6 protein-coding genes are annotated in these 4,242 nt (G+C 70.2%); 4 read left to right on the forward strand and 2 right to left on the reverse strand.

The window, feature by feature from the left end; all coding sequences use genetic code 11:
• From ACFPZL_RS10635 to ACFPZL_RS10650, 4 genes are all read left to right on the forward strand, one after another.
• Window positions 1-677 (forward strand): ABC transporter ATP-binding protein (locus tag ACFPZL_RS10635; RefSeq protein ID WP_382335368.1); only part of this gene is annotated, 677 nt, incomplete at its 5' end.
• Between the two features lie 60 nt (window positions 678-737).
• A complete protein-coding gene (gene orn, locus ACFPZL_RS10640) occupies window positions 738-1,373 on the forward strand; it encodes an oligoribonuclease (RefSeq protein WP_218114843.1) in 636 nt (211 codons plus the stop codon).
• Between the two features lie 4 nt (window positions 1,374-1,377).
• The gene (locus tag ACFPZL_RS10645) at window positions 1,378-2,259 is read left to right on the forward strand and encodes a DMT family transporter (protein ID WP_236022002.1); all 882 of its coding nucleotides are present in this window, start codon (window positions 1,378-1,380) and stop codon (window positions 2,257-2,259) included.
• Between the two features lie 87 nt (window positions 2,260-2,346).
• Window positions 2,347-2,835 carry a YbjN domain-containing protein gene (locus ACFPZL_RS10650; protein WP_218114844.1) on the forward strand — a complete coding sequence of 163 codons (489 nt, stop codon included), beginning with the start codon at window positions 2,347-2,349 and terminating at the stop codon, window positions 2,833-2,835.
• Window positions 2,836-2,945: 110 nt separating this feature from the next.
• On the opposite strand, the gene ACFPZL_RS10655 is transcribed toward ACFPZL_RS10650, so the two are convergent.
• Together ACFPZL_RS10655 and ACFPZL_RS10660 are read right to left on the reverse strand one after the other, a co-directional pair.
• Window positions 2,946-3,335 carry a hypothetical protein gene (locus ACFPZL_RS10655; protein WP_218114845.1) on the reverse strand — a complete coding sequence of 130 codons (390 nt, stop codon included), beginning with the start codon at window positions 3,333-3,335 and terminating at the stop codon, window positions 2,946-2,948.
• A 102-nt stretch (window positions 3,336-3,437) separates the two neighbouring features.
• A partial coding sequence (locus ACFPZL_RS10660; protein ID WP_382335370.1) for a phosphotransferase occupies window positions 3,438-4,242 on the reverse strand: 805 nt, incomplete at its 5' end.

A 4,242-nucleotide genomic window follows, 5' to 3' on the forward strand; every position in this document is an offset into this window, starting at 1 on the left:
GGATCGAGCTGCACGGCGTGACGGCGGCCTTCGGTCGAGGCGAGACCGCGCGCGCGGTGCTCGACGACGTCTCGTTCGCCGTCCGCAGGGGCGAGAGCGTCGGCCTCGTCGGGGAGTCCGGCTCCGGGAAGACCACGCTGCTGCGCATCGCCCTCGGCCCGCACCGGCCCGACGCCGGCACGGTGCTCGTCGACGGCATCGATCGAGCGACTGCGGATCGGCGGATCCGCCGGGAGCTGCGACGGCGGATCGCCTTCGTGCCGCAGGATCCCCTCGACGCCTTCCCCGTCGGGGCCTCGGGCTCCGCCGTATTGCACGATGCGCTGCGTGCGGCCGGAACCGATCGGCGGCAGCGCGGCGAACGCACCCTGACGCTCTCAGACGAGGTGGGGCTCACGGCGGCCGAGCTCCTGAGGCCGGCGGCGACCCTGTCCGGCGGCCAGCGGCAGCGTCTCGCGATCGCGCGCGCGCTGGCCAGGGATCCGCTGCTGCTGCTGCTCGACGAACCGGTCTCGGCCCTCGACATCACGGTGCAGGCGCGAGTGCTCGATCTGCTCGACGACCTGCAGGAGCGACGCGGCACGTCCTATCTGCTCGTCTCCCACGACGACGACGTGATCCGGCACATGAGCGATCGCGTGCTGCGGCTCGCAGATGGGCGCCTGCGCCCCGAGTAAGCAGAGCGGCGCCTGAGCCCCGAGTAGACTGAGCGGGTTGCACGTCTGGAGGGATGAATCATGTCGAACGCTCCCGCCGATCAGCTCGTCTGGATCGACTGCGAGATGACCGGCCTCGATCCCGACGCCGACGGTCTCTGCGAGATCGCCGTGATCGTCACCGACTACGACCTGCAGCCGAAGCATCCTGGTTTCGAGGTCGTGATCAACCCCGGCGCCGAGGCGCTTGCGAACATGGGCGACTTCGTGCGCCGGATGCACACCGATTCCGGGCTTCTGCCCCGGATCGAGACCGGGCTGAGCGTCGCTGAGGCCGAGCAGCAGGTGATCACGTACATCTCCGCCCATGTCACGCCGGGCCGGCGCCCGATCGTCGCGGGCAACACGATCGGCATGGACCGCCGCTTCATCGCCAAGTACATGCCGCTCCTCGAGGAGCGCCTCCATTACCGGAGCATCGACGTGTCCACCATCAAGGAGCTCGCCCGCCGCTGGTACCCGGCGGCGTTCTTCGCCGCTCCCGAGAAGCGCGGCGGCCACCGGGCGCTGGCCGACATCGCCGAGTCCATCCAGGAGCTCGCCTACTTCCGCGAAGCGGTGCTCGTCCAGGGAACCGGACCCGACAAGGCCGCATCCGAACAGCTGGCGCAGGCCGCCGGCGAGCGCTACCGCACGTTCATCGACGGCGAAGACTGACCCCGTGATCGGTTCGCACGGCCGGGTCGGCGGGCTCGGTCGGCACGAGCTCGCCCTGATCGGGGTGACCGCGCTCTGGGGCGCGACGTTCCTGATCATCCATTTCGCCGTCGACTACGCCGGTCCGATGTTCTTCGTCGGGGTGCGGTTCCTGGTCGCGGGCCTGATCGCCGCGGCCGTCTTCTGGCGCTCGCTCCGCGGCATCTCCGGCTACGAGATCGGCGCCGGCGCGGTGATCGGCGTGGCCATCTTCCTCGGATACGGCTTGCAGACCTTCGGGCTGCAGCACATCACCAGCAGCATGTCGGGCTTCATCACCGCCTTCTACGTGCCGCTCGTGCCCCTGATGCAGTGGCTCTTCCTGCGCCGACGACCGGGCCGGGCGAGCCTCGTAGGCGTTGCCCTGGCCTTCGCCGGGCTGCTCCTGCTCGCCGGCCCGGGGGTAAGCGGCCTCCAACTGGGCCTCGGCGAGACCGCGACGATCATCGGCGCGGTCGCGGTGGCGGGCGAGGTGATCCTCATCAGCCATTTCGCTCCTCGAGTGGACCTGCGGCGCGTCACCGTTGTGCAGCTGCTCACGGCCGGCGCGCTCGGCTTCCTCGCGATGCCGGTGACTGGCGAGTCCATCCCCGTGTTCGATTGGCGTTGGTTCATACCGGCCGTCGGACTCGGTGCGATCAGCATGCTCATCCAGTACACGATGACGTGGGCGCAGCGGCACGTCTCGGCGACCCGCGCCACCATCATCTATTCGGGCGAGCCGGTCTGGGCCGGGCTCCTCGGTTGGCTCGCCGGCGATGCCCTCCCGTGGTACGTGCTGCTGGGCGCCGCGTTCATCGTCGCCGGCGTGCTGGTCAGCGAGCTGCCGCCTCGGCGGCGCGACTGACGTCGCCGGAGAGCTCCGTCCGTCCGTTCTCATTCGGCTGTAACCGCGGTGGCATACCCTGAGAGCATCGGAACGAAAGGAACGCAGATGGAGTTCTTCATGCAGGACGGAGTGCCGGTGCTCGCCGGCACCGGTGGCCTGGCGCCGCTGTCGAAGGATCGGATCAAGGCCGCTCTCGAGCGCGAGGGCTGGTCCTACGGCGTCGACGGAGACGGAGACATCGGCGGCGACTGGGAGCTCGCCACGTTCTTCTTCTTCGCCACGGGGGAAAGCGACGAGCTGCTCTGCATCCGCGGCACCTGGCGCGGCGAACTCGAGCTCGCCGACTTCACCCGCGCGGTCGAGCTCTGCAACACCTGGAACGCCGAGCAAATCTGGCCGAAGGCCTACACCCGTTTCGATGACGACGGGGCGCTGCACATCCTCACGGAGCACAACGTCGACTACGAGCAGGGCATCACTGACGGCCAGCTCACGCAGCAGCTGGTGTGCGCGGTGAGCACCTCGATCGCGTTCTTCGAGCAGGTCAACGAGATCTTCCCCGAGGTCTGGCAGCGCTTCCGCCCGGAGGAGTGAACCGCCGCTCGAACGAGCGAGCCGCCGCCCGGAAGGGGCGGCGGCTCGGTTCGGTGCCGGCCACGTCGCCCGCGCTCGGTTCGGCTAGACGACGCTCAGTTCGACGACGCTCAGTTCGACGGTGCCGAGGCGACCGAGGCCGCGCTGGGCGCGGAGGCCGGGCTGGGCACCGAGATCGGGCTGGGCGGCGTCACCGGCGACGGCGGGGTGACCGGCGAGGCCTGCGAGACCGGTGTGTGGACCGAAGGCACCGAGTTCACCGAGGGCGGGGTCACGACCGAGACGGAGCTTCCCGAGGTGCGCAGCTCGATCTTGCCTTGGTCGATCGATCCCTTGTCCGCGGTCACCGTGCCGTCGTGCACGATCGCGCCACCGGGGAGCGACTCGCCGTCGACGGTCCTGATCTCCATCGCCTGCGCGGCGGCGACCGCCCCGCCTGCTACGAGGGCGATGCCGGCGGCACCGGTCACTCCATAGGCGATCCACTTCTTCTTGTCCATGAGAATCTCCTCAATGTCGGGCCTCGACGGGCCGTCTCCTACGTCTGCATCCATCCTCGCCGACGCCTCTAAGCCGTATGCAAGGGGTTCATGAGAGGCCTCTCATCTCGCCCCCTCCGACGGGGGCCGCCCGTCCATGACGGCCAGCGCGATCCGGAGCAGCGCCGCGCGCATCCGCTCGTCTCCTCGGTCCGTTGCGCCCAGCGCGTGACCGAGCAGATGCACGGCCGTCAGCGGTGGGACCAGGGGGTCGCTCCCCCAGCGCTCGGCTGCGGCGTCGGCGAGCTCCCAGACACGGAGCGCGAGTTCGGATTCCGTCAGGAGTGCGCTCGCGATCGCGTGCCCGAGAAACGCTGCGGGATCCTCCGCGCGATCGCCGAGCCCGAGCGTGTCGACATCGATCACGCCGGCGATGCGTCCCGCATCGCCGAGGAACAGCTGACCGAAGTGCAGGTCCCCGTGCACGGGCACGAGCGGAGCCCGGTCGACGGCCGCCGCGATCCCGCGCCGGGCGCGCTCGACGAGCGCATCGATCTCCGCCACGGCCCGTGCATCTCCCGCGGCGTCCACCGCTGCACGCCCGAGCCGCGAGGCGTACCAGTCGAGTCGCGAACGTATGCCGCGCACCGGCCGCTCTGTACGTACCGAGGCCAGCCGTAGTCGTAGCTCGTCGACCTCGTCGAGCAGTGCGTCGGCCCGCCACTCGGTCTCGGCGGCCGGGCGCCCGTCCGCGGTCTCGCAGACGATCACGCCGTCCGGCGACCACATGAGGAGCGCCGGCACGGGAATGCCCGCCTCGGAGCAGACGCGATGCGCCTCGACGACCCGCTCCACGCGGCTCGGGCGCACCACCTTGACCCAGAGGTACCCGTGCGTGCAGGCCACGCGCAGCACCGCGCGGCGACCG

Origin of the sequence: Leucobacter soli (genome assembly GCF_042659205.1) — a bacterium.
Classification (GTDB): domain Bacteria; phylum Actinomycetota; class Actinomycetes; order Actinomycetales; family Microbacteriaceae; genus Leucobacter; species Leucobacter soli.